Below are 19,422 nucleotides of genomic sequence, written 5' to 3'. Positions count from 1 at the left end.
TACCATTTCATTCTGTCAGGCCGCTGTCATGTTGGGCTTGTCCGAACAAATGAGGCCTAGTGTTGCATTTCAGTGACAAAACCCGGCCACCGGGACGGCAGCCGGGTTGAGTACGGATCAGTTGCGCTCCGGCGCGGTCACAAGGCCGGCAGCAATGTCGCGATAGTAAGTCCAGCTTGTCACATTCGGCCGGTCATCATCGAGCGCAGGGGGCTCGGTATACTCGGGATAGTGGCGGGCAATCTCGTCCTTGAAGAAGTCCGGCAGCTCATCCCAACTGTCCAGCTTGGTACCGGCAGTGTGGAAATAGATCAGTCCGTCACGTCCGCGCATCTGCATCCAGGGCAGCCAGTCAGACATGCGCACCCAGCCCACTTCCGCGTCGGCCGTCGTGGTCTGCGGGTCGGTGATGTCATCGATGCGGCCAAAGAAATTGAACATCTCGGTGGCGTGATAGACGCCGCCGATCTCGTCCTGGAACTCGCCCGCAAGCGGGTTGGAGTAGAAGAGCGGCACCGTGGTGGTCTGCCAGAAATCATTGCCCATGGATGATCCGCGCCACCGGGCCGGACCGTTGGGACCTTGCGGGAAGCTGCCGCGTGAATTGACCGGGTCATTGGCCACATGCAGCACGTCTACGGTCTCACCCGTCCAGGGATTGTCCCAGGTGGACAGGATTTCGTGTGTATCGGGATCGAGATAGAGCAGAAGCTCGCGCGACACGAGCCGGTAGCCGGTCCCGTATTCAGGATGCTCCACCGTGACGCAGGCGCGCACATTCATGCCCTCCACGCGGAACAGGCGGCGGTCCGGTTCCCCGGCCCGGCGCGAGAAGGCATAGCCGTGCCAATAGTAGGTAATCGGCTCGCCATCCACCGTTGAACAACCGATCTTGCGGTTCATGGTGATGACGTCGTCGGGATTGTCGAAGCTGAGGCGCTCCTGGGCGCAGGCCGCAGCCGCCGTGACGGCGCTCAGGCCCAGCGCAGCAAGCAGGGTTCTCATGGGTGTGTCTCCTCCGCACGGAGCCGGTGAGGTCCGGTCCTCGAAATGATATATCATTTCGAAACGGGCAGAGGATCAAGTGAAAACCTCGCGTGATCGCTGAGCCTCACCGGAAATCCCGGCTGTTCGGGATAATGCTCACAGCCTCCGACAGGACGAGGCGGCGTTTGGGGCGGTCGCGCGCGTCGGCACCAGGGCGGGCCACCTCGTCGGCACGGGCCAGCGCGCTGTGGAAGCCGCCCGCATCGTCAGTCTCGGTCAGGGCGTCCAGCGCGTGGCTCCAGTCGCGGGCCTGCGCGGCGACCAGATGGATCACCTCGCCCTCGCGCTGCAGCACGCCGGTCACGCCCAGAAGCTTCGCCCCGATCACCGCCCGGCGGAAACGCGCAAACACGTGCGGCCAAATGATCACATTGGCCGTGCCCGTCTCGTCCTCCAGCGTGGCGAAGATCACCCCCTTGGCCGAGCCGGGGCGCTGGCGCACCAGCACCAGCCCGGCAACCCCGGTGCGCGCGCCGGGGCGCAGCCGGGCCAGTTCGGCGCAGGGCTGATAGCCCAGGCGGTGAAAATGCCCGCGCAGGAACGCCATGGGATGACCTTTGAGCGACAGAGACAGTCTCGCATAATCCTGCACCACGTCTTCAGAGGCTTTCAGCGCCGGCAAGGCGGTGCCGGAATAGTCGGCGATGACCCCCTCGCCCCCGGCAGCGGCGAACAGCGGCAGGTCCGGACCGGCCACCGCCCGCGCGCGCCAGCCCGCCGCCCGGCGCGTCTCGCCCAGCGAGGCGAAGGCGTCGGCGCGCGCCAGCACGTCCAGCACCCCGCGCCCCAGCCCGGCGCGCCGGGCAGCATCCTCGAGGCTGACAAAGGGTCCGTGCTCGCGCGCGGCAATCACACGCGCCGCCGCGCTTTGCGCCAGGCCCTTGATCTGGCGCAGGCCCAGGCGCACGGCCCGCTGTGCCCCGCCCTCAGGCGTTGTGCGTGCCGCCTCACCCGATGCCAGCGTCTCCAGCGTGCTGTCCCAGTGCGAGGCGTTCACATCAGGCGCGCGCACCACCACGCCATGCTGGCGCGCATCACGCACCAGCTGGGCCGGGGCGTAGAAGCCCAGCGGCTGGGCGTTCAGCATGGCGGCCAGGAACACATCCGGGTAATGGCGCTTGAGCCAGCACGAGACATAGACGATCAACGCAAAGCTGGCCGCATGGCTTTCCGGGAAACCGTATTCGCCAAAGCCCTCCAGCTGGCGGAAACAGCGCTCGGCGAAATCGGGCTCATAGCCGTTGGCGATCATGCCCGCGACCAATTTCTCGCCCATCTCCTGAATGGTCCCGGCCCGGCGGAACGCGGCCATGGACCGGCGCAACCGGTCAGCCTGCGCCGGGGTGAAGCCGGCCGCCACGATGGCGATCTTCATCGCCTGCTCCTGGAACAGGGGCACGCCCAGCGTCTTGCCCAGCACAGCACGCAGCGCCTCGGACGGGTAATTGACTGCCTCGCGCCCCTCGCGCCGGCGCAAATAGGGATGCACCATATCGCCCTGGATCGGTCCGGGGCGCACAATGGCCACCTCGATCACCAGATCATAGAAGCAGCGCGGCTTCAGGCGCGGCAACATGCTCATCTGCGCCCGGCTCTCGATCTGGAACACGCCCACCGTGTCGGCCTTGCAGATCATGTCGTAGACAGCCGGGTCCTCGGCCGGGATGTCCTGCACCTGCATCGGCCGGCCATAGGCCTCGCCGATCATGGCCAGCGCCCGCGACACGCAGCTCAGCATGCCCAGCCCCAGCACATCCACCTTCATCAGGCCCAGCGCGTCGATATCCTCCTTGTCCCACTCGATGGCCGTGCGCTCGGGCATGGCGGCCTTGCGCACCGGCACCATCTCGTCCAGCCGGTCCAGCGTCATCACAAATCCGCCCGGGTGCTGGGACAGGTGCCGCGGAAACCCCTGCAGGGCGCGGGCCGCCGCCAGCGTGCGGCGCAGGGCCGGCGCATCGGGGTCCAGCCCCAGCTCATCGCGGATCGTCTGCGGCGACACCGGATCACGCCAGCCCCACACCGCTTTGGACAGGGCCGCGATCACATCGCCGGACAGGCCGAATACCTTGCCCGCCTCGCGCAGCGCGCCGCGCGGGCGGTAACAATGGACCACCGCCGTCATGGCCGCGCGCCGGCGGCCATATTTTTCATAGACGTACTGGATCACCTCCTCGCGGCGTTCATGCTCGAAATCGACATCGATATCAGGCGGTTCGCCCCGCTCGGCCGAGATGAAACGTTCGAACAGAAGATCAATCCGCGCCGGATCCACCTCGGTCACGCCAATGGCGTAGCACACGGCTGAATTGGCCGCCGAGCCCCGCCCCTGACACAGAATGCCCCTCGAGCGGGCAAACCGCACCAGATCCTCCACGGTCAGGAAATAGCTGGCGTAATCGAGCGATGCGATTAGCTCCAGCTCGTGATCGAGCGCCTTTTGCACCGCCACTGGCGCACCGCCGGGCCAGCGCCGCGCCGCGCCCTCGCGGGTCAGCCGGCGCAGCGTCTCCATGGGCGTTTCGCCCGCCCCGATCGTCTCGTCAGGATAGGCGTAGACCAGCTGGTCGAGGGAGAATGTCACCGTGCGCGCCAGCTGCGCCGTGCGCGTCACCGCTTCGGTATGGTCTGCGAACAGGCGTGCCATCTCGGCGGCGTCTTTCAGATGGCGTTCGGCGTTGGCCTCCAGGCGCCGTCCCGCCGCATCAATGCGCACATGCTCGCGGATACAGGTCAGCACGTCCTGCAGCGCCCGGCGTTCGGGCGCGTGATAGAGCGCATCGCTGCTGGCCACAGTCTGCAAGCCCCAGGCGCGCGCCAGCGCGGCCAGACCATGCAAGCGCGCGCCGTCGCGGCCATCAAAGCGGCGCACCAGCGCCAGATGCACGGGCGACACCGCGCGCGCCAGTACGATTTGCGCCTGCGCGCGCCAGGCGTCATCCGCCTCGGGCGGGGGCATCAGGATCAGGATCTGCGCCTCGCCCAGCGCGTGCGCCATGGCGGGCAGATCGATATGCGGCGCGCCGGGCTCACCGGTTTCATGGGCGTCGGACAAAGCCCGGCACAGCCGGCCATAGGCGGCACGGGTACGCGGGATACACACCAGCTCCACCCCTGTTTCAGCCACCAGACGCGCAGCTGTGAGCACGCGCACGTCCTGCTCGCGCCCGGCCAGGAAGGCGCGCACCGCGCCCGCCAGCGTGTTGCGATCCGCAACAGCCACCGCCTCCAGCCCCAGGGCGGCGGCGGTTTCGACCATCTCGTGGGGATGGCTCGCTCCGCGCAGGAAGGAGAAGTTGCTGGCCGCGCACAGCTCGGCAAAGCACGCCATCACCCCGCCCCCCATCACCCCGCCCCGTGGACGAACCAGCCCGGCTGTTGCGTCTCCCGGCCATAGAGGCCCTCGCGATACAGCCAGAACCGGCGCCCCTCCCCGGTCTCGACGCGGAAATAATCACGCGTGCGCGCCGCTGCCCCGGGGGTCAGATGCCACCATTCCGGCGCAATGCGCTCGGGCCCTTCAGCGCGCGCCACCGTGTGGGCGACCCGGCGCCAGGTGAAGCGGCGCGGTGGCCCGTCGGGAATTTCCGCCACAGCTTCGGCCGGTTCAGGCGGATCAAGGATCAGGAGCGGGCGCCGTTCCGGCCGGCGCGGCCAGGATGCGGGCGCCGCCGCGCCAGACCGCCACTGCCCGGCGCGTTCAGGCACATGGCTGTCGAGAGCCTCGGCACACGCCGCCGCCCCGGCGCCCAGCCGGGCGTCCAGCCGGTCCATCAGGCACGCCGCCGCCAGACGCTCCGCGCCCGCATCGGGATCGAGGCTGGTCTGGCCGGCGTCCAGCGGACGGGTCAGCAGGGCGGCAGCCTCCACCAGGTCCACGCCGAACCCGGCGTCGAGACCGGCGCGCTCCAGCCGGTGGCGCATCAGACGGATCAGATGGGCGCTGTCGCGCACCGGCGCGGCGGCGGCCAGCATCATCTCGCCCACCCCGCCATCAGCCCGGTACAGGGTCAGGCGCACGCGCTGGGCCCCCAGACCCTCGCGCTCCAGCAGGGCGCACAGGCGTGTCAGGGCATGGGCGAACGCCTCGCCCACGCTGCCCAGCGTGGTCAGCGGCTCGGCAAAGCGCACCCGCGCGCGCAGGGCCGGCGCGGCGCGCAGCGGCGACAGCGTCTCGCGCACTCCGCCCAGCGCCTGATCCAGCCGGCGCGCCAGATCCGGTCCGAAGCGCCGCACCAGCGCCCGGCGCGGCAGACCCGTCAGGGCACCCACCGTGCCCAGCCCGAACCGGCGCAGCGCGGCGCACATGTCCGGCGTCAGTCGCAACGCCTCCACCGGCAGGGGCACCAGCGCGGCATGGGCATCCTCCACCGCGCACCAGCCACGCTGCCCGGTATCGCCATAACGCGCCAAAGCCCAGGCCAGGCCCAGGGTCGGCGCGGCGGCGGCGCGGGCGGTAAAGCCCAGCGCACGCACATCGCGAATGAGTCCGTCCAGCAGCCGCTCCTCACCCCCGAACACGCGCGCGCAGCCGGTAATGTCCATCAGTACGCCCGACAGGGGTGCCGCTGCGCCCGGGTCCGGTGCCGTCCAGGGCGAGACCCGCCCGCACCAGCGTGCCAGGTCGTTCAGCGCCGCCCGGTCACCATCGGGATCGGCAGCGCTGACGCCCAGCTCAGGCACCAGCGCGCGCGCATCCGCCACACGCATGGACAGGGCGAGGCCGGCGCGCGCCGCCACCGGGCAGACAGCGTAGAGACGCTCGCCGCCGGCACCCGGCGCGATCAGGGCAAAGGGGCGGCTATTATCCCGCGGCGCGGCGCGGCGGGCGCGCTCCACCGGCCAGTCCGGCAGGCTCAGGGCTGCATAGCGCATGATCGCTCCATTCCAGATCAAACCGGCCCGGCGGACCGCCACGCTGGCGCTCCAGCACCGCGCGCACGCGCAGGGCGCCGAGCCCGGCGAGCCCCCCTGCCCCGCGCCAGGGCGCAGCCGGACCCGGCGCCGCGGCGATGCGCCAGCGGGTCAGCCCTGCGCTGGTTGCGTTGGCGTCGTGAGAGGCCAGCGCCAGCACGCAGCTGCCCGCCGCCGCCGCGCGCGCCTGCAACCGGCGCGAGGCGGTCAGGTCATAGGCGCGCTGGGCGCCCGCCTCACCCAACACCAGCGCGCCGGCATTGAGCGCCTCCTCCATCGCCCACAGCGCATCCGCCCCGGCGCGTGCGCGCACCAGTAAAAGCCGCGCAGGGTCCAGCCCGCAGGCGGCCAGCCCGTCCGGGCACGGCGCGCCAAAATCAAGGCGGGGATCACCCGCCCCGCGCACCCACACCACCAGCCGGTCATCGGGCAGGCCCGCCAGCCAGCGCACCGCAAAGGCATAGGCCGCCGGCGCGTCGAAATAGCTCTCCGGGCGGATGTCATGCAGGCCTGCACGCGCCCGGAACGTGGCCAGAGCGTCATCCTCGCCGGACGGCACAGCCGCGCGCGGCGACAGGCGCGCACGGGCCGCCACGCTGCGCCCGCCCGCCGTCTCCAGCGCCGCGATGCGCGCCCGCAGCGCCGCCAGACGCTCAGGCCGCGCGACGCAATCCATCTGTGCGGCGCCCGCCTGCGGCGCGCCGTCGTGACAATCCCTGCTCATGTCCTGCACTCTGCCGCCAGGCCCGGCCATCCGCCGGGCGTCTGTGATGTTCTATTTTTGTTCTTCACCCGGTCAGAGTCAAGAACGCCCCCTCAGCGGCGGGGGTGCGTTGCGCGCTGGCTCCCTCCCCTTGAGGGGAGGGTTGGGGTGGGTGACGGGTGACCCCGGACGCTGAAACTCCATTGGAAGGCCCTGGGGGTCAATTTCTCCCCATCGCTCCATGCTGGAAGATCACGCAAGGCGATCGCAGGCTGTCAAGGACGGCCCTCCGGGCCGCCGCCGTGCGGCGACCGAGCGAAGGCTCGGTCGTCCTTGACAGCCTGCGATGCTTGCGAAAATGGCTCAGCAAGGAACGACGCAGAGACGGGGTCGCATGTCGCTCGAACCCGGGCCGTACTCACCCACCGCCAGCAGGAAGTTCTGGAAAAAATCGGGCGGCGGCCCGAAAGCCCCGCCCTATTCCTTGTCCAAGGCGGATATGCCGGTCAGGCAGTGATCCATTCCCTGGCGCAGGCAGTCTTGATAGCTCGTCAGCATCCCAAATGGAACCCTACTCCGCCTCGCGCAGGAGCACCATGTCGTAGGTGAAGCGTTCGCCCGGATGGACGCTGTCGGACAGGGCGATGATGCGCCCGCCCTTGTCGTAATAGCGCCGGCGGGTGCGCAGCGCCGCCTCGCCGGCTTCGGCGTCCAGCGGCCCCGCTTCGCGCTCGGTCAGGGCGCCGGCGCTGATCGATTGTTCGATGCGCGCGGTGGGCACGCCGCGCTCGCGCGCGATCCAGTCGGTGACCGAGCCGCCCATCTCCACGATGGTCTCCACCGGCGGGGCGATATCAGCGCGGATATAGACATCAGTCAGCGCGATCGGGGTCTCGCCGGGGCGCCCGCGCACGCCAAACACATGGAAATACTCGCCCCCCGCCGCTACGCCAAAGGCGCGCGCCACCGCCCCGTCCAAGGGACCGCTGCGCGTGGCCCGGGGCTGCAGCTTGGCATCGCGCGCATACTGCATCAGATCATCCACCCCGCCCAGGCGCTGGGTGAAGTGGTCATGGGTCTGATTGGCCACCACCACAGTGCCCGCCCCGCGCCGGCGGGCAATCAGCCCGGACTCGGCCAGCAGACGCAGCGCCTCACGCACGGTATGGCGCGACACGCCATAGGTCTCGCACAGGGCGTGCTCGGTGGGCAGAAGCTCCCCGATGGCCGGGTCGCCGCCCGCGATTCGCGCGCGCAGGGCCTCGGCCAGCGCCATATAGCGCGGTGCGCCTGAAGCATTTTCGAGCATAGCGGTCATAGCGACCTCCGAATGTCTTGCCATGCGCTGTCTAGCATAGCGCGGTGTTCAGGGTGAGCGCTCTGTATCAGGGCACCCGCGCGCGCCTCCAGGTCGAGCCCGCGCAGATCGGCCGCGCCATGCTCGGTGACCACGATGTCGATATCGGCCCGGCTCAGGCTCACCGCCGGCGCGGTCAGGCGCGGCACGATGCGCGACAGCGTTCCGCCTCTGGCGGTAGAGGCCAGCGCCACAATCGCCTTGCCGCCGGGACTGGCCTGGGCACCGCGCAGGAAGTCCGCCAGCCCGCCGCCGCCGGACACCTGGCGCCCGCCGACAAACTCGGCATTGGCCTGACCGAACAGATCCACCTCGATCACCGAGTTGATGGCCGTGAAGCGCGCCAGACCCGCCAGCACCCCGCCGCTATGGGTTCCGCTGACCGGCGTCATGGTCAGGCGCTTTTCGCCTGTCAGACGGTCCGCCAGCGCGCGCGAGCCCAGCACCGCCCCGGTGCGGATCGCGGCCACCGCATCGCCATCGAGCAGCTCAAGCAACGGATCAGACACCATGCCCGAATGGATGGTCAGCGCCGTGTGATCTTTGAGCGCAGGCAGCACCGCCAGCTGCACCTTGCCCAGGCCGAATTGCACCGCCGCGCGATCCTCCACCAGTCCGGCGACATGGCGCGCAATGTGTGCGAATGCGTCTGGCAGATCGCCGGCCTCATAGCCGCGCGGCTCGCTCTCCACCTCGCACACGGCGTCAAAGGCGCTGATGGGTATGGACGGCGCGCCAGGCATCACGGGCAAAGCCGGGTTGATCTGGGCGATGCGCACCGGCGCGCGCGCCCAGATGGCCGGCGTGAAATCACAGCCCAGCGACAAGGAGCACTCGCCGTTCGCATCGGGGGGCGAGACCTGCAGGATCGCGGCGTCCACCGGACACGTCTCCAGCCAGCGCCAGGCCTTGGTGTAGGTCAGCGGCAGGAAGGCGATGCGTCCGGCTTCGAACCCTTCGCGCAGCTCAGGCGCCAGAAAGATCGTCTCGAACCGGGCGGTCTGGTGCAGCGCGCTCCAGTCGGTGCGGTTCACGCCGGGGATCCATACGCCAAAGAATGTCAGCCCGCGCGCCGTCTCCGGATCGCGCGCGAACGCTTCAGCGAGGACATAGGGTTCCGCCGCCACGCCGGGCACATAGACCCGCGCCGCCCCGGGCAGGCGGGCGCGCAGGCGGGCGCGCAGGCGCGCCACAAGCGCGTCGGGCGAGAGCACGGGCGGGCGCGCTGTCATGGGTATCCCCCCAGCTTGACGCGCGGGCTTCACGCCGCGCGCTGGCACATGCTACTAGCAGATTATGTCCGGACAAAGCGACACACTCACCCTGACCCGGCGCCTGGCCGCGCGCCTTGCCCGCCCTGTGGATGCGAGGATGCGGGCGCGTGCGGCACTGCATGTGCTGGACTGGGCGGGCTGTGCGGTGGCCGGTGCGCCGAGCGCGGCGGGACAGGCGATGACAGCGGCACTGGCCGGTGACGGCACAGGGGCCTGTACGCTGGTCGGTGCCGGGCGCGGTGCGTCATCCCTCACGGCCGCCATGGTCAATGGCGCGCTGGGCAATGTGCTGGAGATGGATGATGTGGACAAGCGCGCCATCCTCCATCCTGGCCCCAGCGTCATTCCCGCCGCCCTGGCCGCCTGCGAGGCGTCAGGCGCGGACGCTGCAACCTTCCTTGACGCCGTGGTGCGCGGCTATGAGGCCGTCATCGCGCTGGGCCGCGCGGTTGGTCCCGGCCATTATGCCTTCTGGCACAATACCGGCACGTGCGGGCCGTTCGGCGCCGCGGCGGCCGCGGCCAGCGTGCTGGGCCTGGATGAATGGCGCACTGCCCATGCGCTGGGCCTGGCGGCCACCCAGGCCTCCGGCTTCTGGCAAACCCGTCATGAGCCCGCCTCCATGGGCAAGCAGCTGCACACCGCGCGCGCCGCCCATGCCGGGCTCGCCGCCGCGCAGTTGTCAGCGCAGGGCTTTGACGGACCGCTGGCGATCCTGGAAGGCCCGCAGGGCTTCTTCGCCGCCACGTGCCCCGGCGCAAACCCTGAAGACATGATGGCCGATCACGGCGCGCACTGGCTGATCGAACAGGTCAGCTTCAAGCCCTGGCCTGCCTGCCGCCACGCCCATGCCGCGATTGATGCCGCGCTGGCAGCGCGCGCCGCCGGGATCACGCCCGACCAGATCAAGACCGCGGAGCTGGTCACCTATGGGGACGCCCTCACATTCTGCGACCGGCCTCAGCCAGCCAGCGTCATAGAGGCAAAATTCTCGCTCCAGCATGCCCTCGCCATCACCCTGATGCGCGGCGAGCCGCAATTGTCCGATTTCGAAGCCGAGGCCTTCAACGACGCCGCCGTGCGCACCTTCGCAGCGCGGGTGCGTGTGCGTGCGGGCGACCCTTATTCAAGCGCCTATCCGGCCCGCTATGGCGCCGGGCTCAGCCTGACCCTCACGGGCGGCGCGGTGTGCATGTTTGATCACCCCGACGCGCTGGGCGATCCGGAAAATCCCCTGTCTCCGGACCAGCTGGCGGCCAAGGCGCGCCGCCTCGCCGTCCATGGTGGGCATGACGATGCCGCCGCCGGCACCCTCATCAACGCCGCCCTCGCGCTGGCCAAGGGCGGATCGCTGGCGGATTTCAGTGCGGCGCTGGCGCGCCCGGTCCAGGCGGGAGCCGCCCCGTGAGCGCCCCAGAAGCCTTCGTCCGTCATGTGCTGCGACAGGACTGGGGTGCCATTCCGGCACCGGCCCGGGCCGCAGCGCAGGCTTTCCTTCTGGACACGCTGGCGGTGGGAATCGCCGGCCGCCGAGCCTGGCTGGCTGACAAGGTGCTGGACGTGGCGCGCAGCTGGGGCAGCGCCGATGCGCAAACGCCCGGGGCCCATGTCTTCGGCGGCGGACCGCACCTGCCTGCGCCGTCTGCCGCCTTCGTCAACGGCTTCCAGATCCATTGTCAGGAATATGACTGCGTGCATGAACCGGCGGTCGTCCATCCCATGGCGGTGATCGGCGCGGCCCTGATGGCCGAGGCCGAGGCGCGCCCGGTTTCGGGTGCGGATTTTCTGGCCGCGCTGACCGGCGCGGTGGATGTGGCTGCGGGACTGGGCGTCGCAGCCTTGAGCCCGATCCGGTTCTTCCGGCCCGCCACAGCCGGGCTGTTCGGCGCCACGCTGGGCATTGCGCGCTTGCGCGGGGCGAGCCTCGATCAGGCGCTGGACGCTCTGGGCTACGCCCTGGCCCAGGCCGCCGGCACCATGCAGGCCCATGTGGAAGGCAAGCCGGCCCTGCCCTTGCAGATCGCAGGCGCAGCGCGGGCCGCCCTGGTCGCCAATGATCTGGCCGCTGCCGGGATACCCGGCCCGCATGACGTCTTCGAAGGGCCGTACGGCTATCTCTCCCTGTTTGAGGAACGCAGCGATCTGGCACCGGTCATCGCCTCGCTGGGCCGGACCTTCCGCATCGCCGAAGTCTCCTACAAACCCTTCCCCACCGGGCGCGCGGCCCAGGGCGGCATCGTGCTGATGCAGCGTCTGCGCGATAGCGGCGTGCGCGCGCGAGACATCGCCGCCGTCCGCCTTATCGCCCCGCCCCTGATCGAACGCCTGGTCGGGCGCCCGGCGCGTGCAGACATGCAGGTCAACTACACCCGTCTGTGCTTTGCCTACTGCGGCGCCCTGGCCTTGCGCGAAGGGCATGTCCGCCTCGACGGCTTCACGCCGGGCGCGCTGACGAACCGCGACACGCTGGCGCTCGCCGCGCGCATCGAGGTGGTCAGCGACGGGACGGACAACCCCGCCGCCTTCGCGCCCCAGACGCTGGAAGCGCGCCTCGTGAGCGGCGAGACCCGGACCCTGACGCTCGACGCACTCTACGGGTCGCCGGCCGATCCGATGCGCGGTGCCGATATCGCCGCCAAACGTGCCGAATGCCTCGCTTTTGGACTCATCGCACCGCAATCATGTCTCGACGCGTCCCTGCAAGAAGCCGTCGGCGCCCTGCCGCGCGCCACCTCAACCGCGACGCTGACCGCCCTGATGTCGGGGCGAACCGCCTGACCGCCTACTGAAAAACAAGGGGAGCGCATCATGAGCGCAGCCAATGCCGACGGACACAGCAGCTATTTCGACGCCGCCGACTGGGGCGCGGTCCAGCGCCAGCACCCCATCGGGGCCGACTTTGTTAACTTCGCCAAATCCATCAGCCGCGACGAGCTGTTCGCGCGCCAGAACGCGTTGTTCCTCAGCTGCATAGCGCGCGCCTGGCAGACGCCGTTTTACCGCAAGCTCTGGGGCGATGCCGGGGTGGAGCCGGGCGATATCACAGGGCTGGAAATGATCGCCAACCTGCCCAGCTTCGACAAGTCCGACATCATGGAGTCGATCGCGCGCAAGCCGCCCTTTGGGGATTTCGACGCGCGCGACAGCCATGCGGGCGGCCCGCCAAATGTGGTGATGCACACCACGTCCGGCACCACCGGCATACCCCAAGTGCTGCTGTTTGGTGCCAAGTCGCGCGAGGTGCAGAACCTTCTGCTGGCGCGCATGTACCGGTTCCAGGGACTGAAAGCGGACGACGTGGTCCACTCTGTCTATGGCCACGGCATGATCAATGGCGGCCATTATGTGCGCGAGGCCGTGATCCACTGGACCAGCGCCATCTTCATGTCGGCGGGCACCGGGGTCGAGACCCGCTCGGCGCGCCAGGTGGAGCTGATGCGCGATTTTGGTGCCACGGTGATCGTGGGCTTTGCCGACTACATCAAGAAGCTCGCCCGCGTGGCCGACGAGATGGGCATCGACCCGGTGCGCGATCTCAATATCCGCATGATTTCCGGCCATCTGGGGCGCGAGGACAGGCAATCCCTGTCCAAGGCCTGGGGCGGGGCGGAATGCTTTGACTGGTATGGCGTGGGCGATACCGGCATCATTGCCGGGGAAGGCCCGGACCGCGCCGGCCTCTATGTGATGGAGGATGCGCAGTATCTTGAAGTCGCCGATATCGAAACCGGCAAACCCGTCGCCGGCGGGGCCGAGGGCGATATGATCTGCACGTGCCTTTACAAGGACGACGTGTATCCGATCATCCGCTTCAACACTCATGACGTGACGCGCTTCCATACCGACAAGAGCCCGCTGGGCCTTGCCTTCCGGCGCATCGAGGGCTTCCTCGGCCGGTCCGACAACATGGTGAAGATCCGCGGCATAAACATTTTCCCGCAAGCCATGGGGCCACTCCTGGAAGAGCATGCCGCCTTCGCCGGCGACTTCATCTGCAAGGCGGTGCGCGACGCCAGCGGGCGCGACGAGTTCATCGTGATGGCCGAGGCGCGCGAATCCAGCCCGACGCTGCAGGCCGAGTTTGCAGACCTGCTCAAGCGCAAGCTGGGTATCGAGGTCGCTGTGACACTTGCCAAACCGGGCGAACTGGCGAACCTCACCCAGACTGAAGTGCGCCAGAAACCCATCCGCCTCATAGACGAACGCTTCTGATGAAATCCAGTAGTGCAGACCTGCCGCTCAAAGCCTCTCAACGCACCTGGGCGGCTCAGGCGGCGGCGTTTGCGTTGGGCCGCTGGAGCCCGCTGGAAGTATTTGATGCCTATGCGCGGCGCATCGCCAGCCTGAACCCTGTTCTCAACGCCGTGCTCGACACCCGCTTTACGGCCGCGCGCGAAGAGGCCGCCTCCAGCGCCGACCGCTGGGCGCGCGGCGCGCCCCTTTCGGAGATCGACGGCGCGGTCGTGCTGGTCAAAGCCAATATCGCCGTGGAGGGCCTGCCCTGGCACGCCGGGATCAAAGCCTATGAACGGCGCATCGCGCGCGAGGACGCGGTTTGCGTGGCGCGCCTGAAAGCCGCGGGCGCGGTGATCGCCGGCACGGTGAATATGGAAGAGGCGGCGCTGGGCGCCGTCACTGACAATCCCTGGTTCGGACGCACGCTGAACCCCTGGGGGGACGAGGACGACGCCATCACCCCAGGCGGATCATCCGGCGGATCGGGCTCGGCGGTGGCGGCCGGGCTATGCATCATGGCGCTGGGCACTGACACCATGGGGTCGGTGCGTATACCGGCAGCTTATTGCGGCGTGGCCGGGCACAAGCCGAGCCGCCACCTGATCGACACCGGCGGTGTGGTTGCCCTGTCCTCGACGCTCGACCATGTCGGCCCGCTGGCGCGCTCAGCGCGCGACCTGTCAGCCTTCACCGCCGCCTTGTCCGGCCAACCCCAGCGCCCGCAAAGAGGCCTGACCGGCCTGACCATCGGGCGCTGGCGGTTTGAAGATGCGCTAGACTGCGACCCGGAGGTCATGGCGGCGTTCGAGACCGCGCTGGCACGGCTGGATGCGGCGGGGGCACGCGTCATAGATGTGCGGCCCGAACACTATGCCTACGGCCAGTCACGCCGCGCGGGCCTGTTGGTGAGCGAGATCGAGGCGCTGCACATTCATGGCCCCCAGCTTCAAAAGAACCCCGAGGGCTTTTCCGAGGGCCTGCGCAATCTGCTGGGTTGGGGCGCGCAGCAAAGCGCGGAGAAGATCGAGGCGGCCTACGCCCTTGTGCGCGCGGCTGAAACCGACGCCGAAATCTGGTTTGGCGACTGCGATCTCGTCGCCGCGCCTACAGCACTGGAGCCAGCCTTCCCGTTCGCAGAGCCTGCGCCAGCCGGACAGGCCGACCTCACGGCCTTCGCGGACATGGCAGGCATCCCCGCCACTGCCGTTCCGATGGGTCTGACCAAAGCGGGGCTGCCAGTCTCGATCCAGTTTCTGGCACCGCATGGCCGTGACGGTTTGTCTTTGCGCGCTGCCACCCAGTTCGAGATGATGGCGGGCGGGCCACTCATTCCGCCGGGCTACTGATCGTCAGACATTACCTCGCGAGCGCGCTGGCCTGCGCGACCCAGTCATCGCGCATGACGCGCCCGCGCGCGTTCAGAGCCTCGTCAAAGCGCGCCATGTCGGCCTCGCTCCAGGCGGCGATCTCAGCGTAGCGCGTGACGCCCATGGCCTGAAGCTTCTCGGCCGCCTTGGGACCCAAACCCTTGATGGCGGTCAGATCGTCGCCGGATGCGGCGGCGGGAACTTTTGGCGCTGCGCGGCCGGGATCAGGCCGGGCATCCGTGTCATCGCCCTTCGCCGGTTCAGGCGACGGCATCGGCTCGGGGGCCGGCTCAGGTTCTGGCTCAGACTGGTGCCGGGGATCCATACGTGTGGCGAACCCGAGTTGTTTGGCCACCGGTGCGTCATCCATATCTGAACGGCCGCGCACCACCCAGCCGGCGATCACGCCCCCGACGAAAAACAGCGCCAGTACGATCCACATTTCCCAGATCAGCCAGAGCATGGCTTATATTCCTTGTGTCTGCGCGGCGTCAGCGCCGTCGGTCTCATCGTCCAGATCTTGGTCGTCATCCGTCTCAGCCGCCAACGGCTCGCCATCCGGCCCGACGGACGTCGCCAGAAAGCGCAACTGCTCGGGCGCATCGGACGGCAAGGCCAGTGCGCTCAGCCGCGCTGCATCGGCACCGCCTGCCACCATGGCCGCAATCACCGTTTCAGCCTGGGACAAGGCCAGACCTTCGGCGGTGTCCGCATCAGCCTCGGCGCGCACGGCCACCGACATCGCCACATCCTCGCACGCAGCAAACGCGCGGCCCGCCCGGCTGGCGGCGGCTTGACTGCGGCTGCCGGAGGTGAAGCGGGACGTACCCGGCGCAAAGGACAGCGCATCAGCGCCCAGCGCGCTGGCGGCCAGCATCTCACACAGGCGGGCGTCACGCACGGCCACATCAAATCCGCCGCCATCCGTGCGCACCAGCGCCGCGGTGCGGAAATCGCCAGGCGGCACGCTGAATGCGGCTCGGATGGCGTTGACCGTCGGTGCGTTGGGCGCGAGGCCCGTGATCGCCAGCCGGTCTCGGCGGATCATTCCGGCACCATTATCCATGCGCGCCAGCTCCTGCAGCAGCAGGCGGGCCGCGCGCTCCCAACCTTCTGGCGCCGAGCCCGGTGCCAGGGTCAGCTCCACGACCGCCCCGCCGGGAGACAGCTCTGCGACCAGGTCGCGCAGGCGCGCTTCAGCGTCTGCGTCCGGTGCCTGACCGCGTACGATCAGGCGGCCGCGTACCTTGTCGGCGCGCAGGCCGAATTCATCGTCCTGGCTGGCCAGATGGGTCTCGTCGATGACCCGCGTCACGCCACCCGCCACAACGCCGCCGGCCCAGGCCGCGCGCGACACCGCCGTAAGCGCCCGGTCGCGCGCCTCCCGACTCGGTGCCCGGCCGGTCACTGTGGCCACCTGACCATTCATGCTGACATCAGCCCAGCTGTCCGCGCGCACGCGCACCAGGGCCGCCTGGGCGTCACTCTGAAGCCGCGCCTGCAGATTGCTGGCAGACATGGGACTGGCGTGAATCGACAGGGCACCCAGCACAATGAAACCGGCGAATGCAATCAGGGCAGCCTTGCGGCGGGGTGACAGCATGGGACGCAATCCAGATTCGAACCCGAAGATGCCTGACCATACACGCCTGGGCCCTTTGGGCGAAGGCTAGTCGTGTGCAAATGCGAAGGGCGCAGCGCCGTGAAAGTGCGGATCGACCCGCAGCGGGCGCTGCAGCGGCGGAAAGGCGCGCTCGGCGCAATCGGCCCGTTCGCACAGGCGGCACGACAGACCCACCGGCGTAAAATCAACCGGCGCGTAGGCAATACGCCCGGCCTCCTTCGCCTCGCATCCCAACGCGATGGCTGCCAGCGCTGCACCACCCGATGGCAAGGCGCGCGTCACGGCACGGGCGACCGAGATGAAGCGGGCCCCGTCCGGCAGTTCCAGCCCCTGAACATGAATACGCTCCGGCGCGCGGAACGCGTCATACACCCGCCAGCGCGCACAACCGCCGCCAGACCGGGCGAAAGCCAGCACGCCGCCACCAAAGCGTTTCGACACATTGCCCGCCGGATCAACGCGGATCATGAAGAAGGCAATGCCCCGTGCGCCCGGCCGGTTCAACGTGGTCAGCCGGTGGCAGACCTGTTCGAAGCTCACTGAAAAGCGCCGGCGCAGGGCATCAATGTCATAGCGCGCGGTCTCGGCGGCCCGGTAGAAGGCGTCGTAGGGCATCAGCATCGCCGCGGCGGCGTAATTGGCCAGGCTCGCCCGGTAGAGCGCACGCGCATCACCGCCCAGCGCTGCGGGGCGATCGGCTTCTGCGTCCAGTGCCTCGCCCAGTTCCAGCTGGGCCAGAGTCACTGCGATATGAAAAGCGCGCGCCGACGGGGTCAGCAGATCACTGAGCAGGAGTTTGCGGGCGTGAAAATCGAACCGGCGCAGCGCGCCTGCCATGACGCTGTCATCATAGACCCGCACCGCCGCGCCGTGAGCCGCCATCAGGCGCGCCGCAAGGGCGGCCTCCAGCGACACAGCCTCCGGCAGCGCCGCGCGCAGGCCATCGGCTGCGATCTCAAGCGCCGGGAAATGGTTTTGCGCCGCGTCCAGCGCATCGCGCACCTCTTCCAGTGCCGACCGCCCGGACCCGGGTCCGCCCTCTTCGGCGCGCAGCGCCAGGTCTGCGGCCGCCGCGCTGGTGTCGCGATAGGCCTGGTACAGCCGCGCCATCGCCTCGGCCGCGCGTGGATGGGCGTCCGCCAGATCGCTCAAGTCGCGCTGGTCGAGATCAGCCCCCTTGAGGACCGGGTCGGCGGCGGCCTCTTTCAGGTCCGCGAGCAATTGTCGGTCGCTGTCAGCGGCGAAGGCGCGCACATCGATGTCGTACACTTCGGCCAGCGCCAGCAGGACGCGCGCGGTGACTGGACGCTGATTGCGTTCGAGCAGATTGAGATAGCTGGCCGATACCGACAGACTGTCGGCAAATTGCGCCTGGCTCTGCCCCATATCCCGGCGCATCCGCCGCAGGCGCGCCCCGGCGAACAGCTTTTCCTGCGCTTCTGCCATTTGTCATAGCCTTTACAACACGACATGCTGACAAGTGTCAGCGGTATACGTTGTTTCCCCTTTTTCTGCAAAGGCCTGTCGACCCGGCGCGCGCAGTCTGTCTTTATCCGCACAAATTCGACCGGAGAGACACACCCATGACCACCTTTTACGATCTCGTGCCCGCCGCCGCCCCCGGGCGCTTTGATGGCATCACCCGCAACTACACGCCCGAGGATGTCGTGCGCCTGCGCGGCTCGGTGCTGATCGCCAACACGCTCGCCGAGCGCGGCGCGGCAAAGCTCTGGGAGCTTTTGAAGACCGAGCCCTACATCAATGCGCTGGGTGCCCTGTCGGGCAATCAGGCCATGCAGATGGTGCGCGCGGGCCTCAAAGCAATCTATCTTTCGGGCTGGCAGGTCGCCGCCGACGCCAACACCGCCGGCGCCATGTATCCTGACCAGTCGCTCTATCCGGCCAATTCCGCGCCGGAACTGGCGCGCAAGATCAACCGCACGCTCCAGCGCGCCGACCAGATCGAGGTCGCCGAAAACGGCAAGGCCACGCGTGACTGGTTCGCTCCTATCGTGGCCGACGCCGAAGCCGGGTTTGGAGGCACGCTGAACTGCTACGAGATCATGCGCGCCTTCATCGAGGCCGGCGCATCGGGCGTCCACTTCGAAGACCAGGTCGCTGCTGAAAAGAAGTGCGGGCATCTGGGCGGCAAGGTGCTGATTCCCACCAGCCAGCACGAGCGCAATCTGAACGGTGCGCGTCTGGCCGCCGACGTCATGGGCGTTCCCACCCTGACGGTCGCGCGCACAGACGCCGAATCAGCCACGCTGATCAATTCCGACATTGACGAGCGCGACCACGAATTCATCGACTATGACGCCGGACGCACGCCGGAAGGCTTCTACCGCCTCAAGCAGGGCGTCGGCGTCGAACACTGCATCAAGCGGGGCCTCGCCTACGCCAATGTGGCCGACCTGCTCTGGTGGGAAACCTCCAAGCCCAATCTGGACGAGGCGCGCCGCTTCGCCGAGGCGGTTCAGAAAGCCCACCCGGGCAAGATGATGGCGTATAACTGCTCGCCTTCGTTTAACTGGGAGAAGAACCTCGACAAGGCCACCATTGAGACCTACCAGCGTGAGCTGGGTGCCATGGGCTATAAATTCCAGTTCGTGACGCTTGCCGGTTTCCACCAGCTCAATTTCGGCATGTTCGAGCTGGCCCGTGGCTACCGCGACCGCGGCATGGGTGCCTATTCCGAGCTCCAGCAGGCCGAGTTCGCCGCCGAAAAAGACGGCTACACCGCCACCCGCCACCAGCGCGAAGTGGGCACCGGCTATTTCGACCTGGTCAATATGACCCTGTCGGGCGGCGCGGCCTCCACCACTGCCATGGGCGAAAGCACCGAAACCGCGCAGTTCAAGCCCGACGCGGCCGAGTAGGCACCAAGGGGACGCCGAATG

14 protein-coding genes are annotated in these 19,422 nt (G+C 68.6%); 5 read left to right on the top strand and 9 right to left on the bottom strand.

Annotation, left to right across the window (positions count from 1 at the left end):
- Positions 1-117 precede the first annotated feature (117 nt).
- From L2D00_01565 to L2D00_01540, 6 genes are all read right to left on the bottom strand, one after another.
- Complete coding sequence (locus L2D00_01565; protein WBQ13387.1) at positions 118-1,005, bottom strand: DUF1838 domain-containing protein; 888 nt, start codon at positions 1,003-1,005, stop codon at positions 118-120.
- A 106-nt stretch (positions 1,006-1,111) separates the two neighbouring features.
- Positions 1,112-4,393 carry an error-prone DNA polymerase gene (locus L2D00_01560; protein ID WBQ13386.1) on the bottom strand — a complete coding sequence of 1,094 codons (3,282 nt, stop codon included), beginning with the start codon at positions 4,391-4,393 and terminating at the stop codon, positions 1,112-1,114.
- Positions 4,393-5,922, bottom strand: coding sequence for a DNA polymerase Y family protein (locus L2D00_01555; GenBank protein ID WBQ13385.1), 1,530 nt, complete (start codon positions 5,920-5,922; stop codon positions 4,393-4,395). The genes L2D00_01560 and L2D00_01555 overlap by 1 nt, the downstream gene beginning before the upstream one ends.
- Complete coding sequence (locus tag L2D00_01550; protein ID WBQ13384.1) at positions 5,852-6,685, bottom strand: hypothetical protein; 834 nt, start codon at positions 6,683-6,685, stop codon at positions 5,852-5,854. Before L2D00_01550 ends, L2D00_01555 begins: the two co-directional genes overlap by 71 nt.
- 550 nt (positions 6,686-7,235) lie before the next feature.
- On the bottom strand, positions 7,236-7,982 hold the full coding sequence (locus L2D00_01545; GenBank protein WBQ13383.1) for a GntR family transcriptional regulator: 747 nt from the start codon (positions 7,980-7,982) through the stop codon (positions 7,236-7,238).
- The gene (locus tag L2D00_01540; protein WBQ13382.1) at positions 7,979-9,253 is read right to left on the bottom strand and encodes a hypothetical protein; all 1,275 of its coding nucleotides are present in this window, start codon (positions 9,251-9,253) and stop codon (positions 7,979-7,981) included. Before L2D00_01540 ends, L2D00_01545 begins: the two co-directional genes overlap by 4 nt.
- Before the next feature lie 64 nt (positions 9,254-9,317).
- Here L2D00_01540 and L2D00_01535 point away from each other — a divergent pair, with 64 nt between their 5' ends.
- Genes L2D00_01535 through L2D00_01520 form a run of 4 tightly spaced genes read left to right on the top strand, consistent with a single transcriptional unit; the run spans position 9,318 to position 14,877 of the window.
- A complete protein-coding gene (locus L2D00_01535; GenBank protein WBQ13381.1) occupies positions 9,318-10,703 on the top strand; it encodes an MmgE/PrpD family protein in 1,386 nt (461 codons plus the stop codon).
- Positions 10,700-12,073, top strand: coding sequence for an MmgE/PrpD family protein (locus tag L2D00_01530; protein ID WBQ13380.1), 1,374 nt, complete (start codon positions 10,700-10,702; stop codon positions 12,071-12,073). Before L2D00_01535 ends, L2D00_01530 begins: the two co-directional genes overlap by 4 nt.
- Positions 12,074-12,103: 30 nt before the next feature.
- Positions 12,104-13,507, top strand: coding sequence for a phenylacetate--CoA ligase family protein (locus L2D00_01525; GenBank protein ID WBQ13379.1), 1,404 nt, complete (start codon positions 12,104-12,106; stop codon positions 13,505-13,507).
- The gene (locus tag L2D00_01520) at positions 13,507-14,877 is read left to right on the top strand and encodes an amidase (protein WBQ13378.1); all 1,371 of its coding nucleotides are present in this window, start codon (positions 13,507-13,509) and stop codon (positions 14,875-14,877) included. The genes L2D00_01525 and L2D00_01520 overlap by 1 nt, the downstream gene beginning before the upstream one ends.
- Positions 14,878-14,887: 10 nt before the next feature.
- On the opposite strand, the gene L2D00_01515 is transcribed toward L2D00_01520, so the two are convergent.
- The 3 genes from L2D00_01515 to L2D00_01505 form a co-directional block, all read right to left on the bottom strand.
- Positions 14,888-15,361, bottom strand: coding sequence for a hypothetical protein (locus L2D00_01515; protein ID WBQ13377.1), 474 nt, complete (start codon positions 15,359-15,361; stop codon positions 14,888-14,890).
- Between the two features lie 3 nt (positions 15,362-15,364).
- Entirely contained in the window at positions 15,365-16,501 is a 1,137-nt protein-coding gene (locus L2D00_01510; GenBank protein ID WBQ13376.1) for a hypothetical protein, read from the bottom strand.
- A gap of 66 nt (positions 16,502-16,567) precedes the next feature.
- A complete protein-coding gene (locus L2D00_01505; protein ID WBQ13375.1) occupies positions 16,568-17,968 on the bottom strand; it encodes a short-chain fatty acyl-CoA regulator family protein in 1,401 nt (466 codons plus the stop codon).
- A gap of 137 nt (positions 17,969-18,105) precedes the next feature.
- Between L2D00_01505 and aceA the strand changes: the two genes are divergently transcribed.
- The gene (aceA, locus tag L2D00_01500) at positions 18,106-19,401 is read left to right on the top strand and encodes an isocitrate lyase (protein ID WBQ13374.1); all 1,296 of its coding nucleotides are present in this window, start codon (positions 18,106-18,108) and stop codon (positions 19,399-19,401) included.
- Positions 19,402-19,422 lie beyond the last annotated feature (21 nt).

This window comes from Hyphomonadaceae bacterium BL14, assembly GCA_027627705.1.
Classification (GTDB): Bacteria; Pseudomonadota; Alphaproteobacteria; order Caulobacterales; family Maricaulaceae; genus Oceanicaulis.
Note: the sequence above shows the minus strand (reverse complement) of the source record. Positions and strands in the feature narration are given on the sequence as shown.

Excerpts from the sequence above, each read along its gene's own strand:
- L2D00_01515 (WBQ13377.1), bottom strand. The coding sequence starts at position 15,361 with ATGCTCTGGCTGATCTGGGAAATGTGGATCGTACTGGCGCTGTTTTTC.
- L2D00_01555 (WBQ13385.1), bottom strand. The coding sequence starts at position 5,922 with ATGCGCTATGCAGCCCTGAGCCTGCCGGACTGGCCGGTGGAGCGCGCC.
- L2D00_01545 (WBQ13383.1), bottom strand. The coding sequence starts at position 7,982 with ATGACCGCTATGCTCGAAAATGCTTCAGGCGCACCGCGCTATATGGCG.
- L2D00_01510 (WBQ13376.1), bottom strand. The coding sequence starts at position 16,501 with ATGCTGTCACCCCGCCGCAAGGCTGCCCTGATTGCATTCGCCGGTTTC.
- L2D00_01535 (WBQ13381.1), top strand. The coding sequence starts at position 9,318 with ATGTCCGGACAAAGCGACACACTCACCCTGACCCGGCGCCTGGCCGCG.
- L2D00_01505 (WBQ13375.1), bottom strand. The coding sequence starts at position 17,968 with ATGGCAGAAGCGCAGGAAAAGCTGTTCGCCGGGGCGCGCCTGCGGCGG.
- L2D00_01540 (WBQ13382.1), bottom strand. The coding sequence starts at position 9,253 with ATGACAGCGCGCCCGCCCGTGCTCTCGCCCGACGCGCTTGTGGCGCGC.
- L2D00_01525 (WBQ13379.1), top strand. The coding sequence starts at position 12,104 with ATGAGCGCAGCCAATGCCGACGGACACAGCAGCTATTTCGACGCCGCC.
- L2D00_01560 (WBQ13386.1), bottom strand. The coding sequence starts at position 4,393 with ATGGGGGGCGGGGTGATGGCGTGCTTTGCCGAGCTGTGCGCGGCCAGC.
- aceA (WBQ13374.1), top strand. The coding sequence starts at position 18,106 with ATGACCACCTTTTACGATCTCGTGCCCGCCGCCGCCCCCGGGCGCTTT.
- L2D00_01550 (WBQ13384.1), bottom strand. The coding sequence starts at position 6,685 with ATGAGCAGGGATTGTCACGACGGCGCGCCGCAGGCGGGCGCCGCACAG.
- L2D00_01520 (WBQ13378.1), top strand. The coding sequence starts at position 13,507 with ATGAAATCCAGTAGTGCAGACCTGCCGCTCAAAGCCTCTCAACGCACC.
- L2D00_01565 (WBQ13387.1), bottom strand. The coding sequence starts at position 1,005 with ATGAGAACCCTGCTTGCTGCGCTGGGCCTGAGCGCCGTCACGGCGGCT.